The organism is Caballeronia zhejiangensis, from assembly GCF_000698575.1.
GTDB classification, from domain to species: Bacteria; Pseudomonadota; Gammaproteobacteria; order Burkholderiales; family Burkholderiaceae; genus Caballeronia; species Caballeronia zhejiangensis.
Map to the genome: position 1 here is coordinate 1 of NZ_JFHD01000108.1, position 1108 is coordinate 1108.

A 1108-nucleotide genomic window follows, 5' to 3' on the forward strand; every position below is an offset into this window, starting at 1 on the left:
GATCTGCTCTAGAAATCCTGGACACAAATGAGTGTTAGTGTTTCGGAGGCAATTTTCCCAATAGGAACGGGAGGTTGGCGATGAAGCGCAAGCAATATTCGGTGGAGCAGATCGTGGCCGCGCTCAAGCAGGCTGAGCTGGGCATGCCGGTGGCGGATCTGGTTCGGCAGCTCGGGATATCGGAGCAGACGTATTACCGATGGAAGAAGCAGTACGCGGGTCTGGAGTCGAACCAGGTCCGCGAACTGAAGCAACTCCAGGATGAGAACGAGCGGCTCAAGAAGCTAGTTGCGGAACTGAGTCTGGACAAGGCCATCCTGCAGGATATCGCCACAAAAAAGTGGCCGCGCCCGCGCTGAAGAGACAGGCAGTGAGCTACATCGTGGATCACTACGGTCTTCCGACGCAGCGGGCGTGCCGGCTGGTCAAGCAAGCTCGCAGTACCCACTACTATCGCAGCGTCAAGGACCCGCAAACGGCACTGCGTCAACGCATGCGCGAGATTGCGCAGACGCGCGTTCGATATGGCTACCGGCGCGTGCACGTGCTGCTCAAGCGTGAAGGTTGGCGTGTGAGCCGTAATCGGGTCTATCGGCTCTACGCCGAAGAGCAGCTTCAACTGCGTTCGAAGCTACCCAAGCGCCGCAAGATGGTGGTATCGCGCCGCGAGCGTTGCGTGCCGGTTCGTCCCAATGAAGTCTGGAGTCTGGACTTTGTGGCGGACCAGTTAGCCGACGGCACCCGCTTGCGCGCCCTGACGGTCGTGGACATCTTTAGCCGTGAAGCGCTGGCCATTGAAGTAGGCAAGCGCTTGCGTGCCGAGGACGTCGTGTCAGTGCTGAATCGTTTGGTGGCTCAGCGCCGCGCACCGAGGTTCCTGTTCGCCGATAACGGCAGCGAATTCTCGGGTCGCCTGCTGGACATGTGGGCCTACCACTACAAGGTGCAGATCGACTTCAGCCGGCCAGGCAAGCCCACCGACAACAGCTTCATCGAGACATTCAACGGCTCGTTCAGGGACGAATGTCTGAACCTGCACTGGTTCGAATCGTTGGCGGAAGCCAAACGAGAGATCGAGGCTTGGCGCCGCGACTACAATGAGACTCGA

General features: G+C 59.1%; 1 protein-coding gene. It reads left to right on the plus strand.

The genetic code is table 11. The features are described 5' to 3' along the window. Window positions 1-80: 80 nt before the first annotated feature. Window positions 81-1108 (plus strand): IS3-like element ISBcen22 family transposase gene (locus tag BG60_RS36150; protein WP_152563265.1). Its coding sequence is split into 2 segments (ribosomal slippage), with 1029 coding nucleotides annotated over them: window positions 81-342 and window positions 342-1108; the frame shifts between segments, so codons are not numbered across the junction. This gene is flagged as partial in the annotation.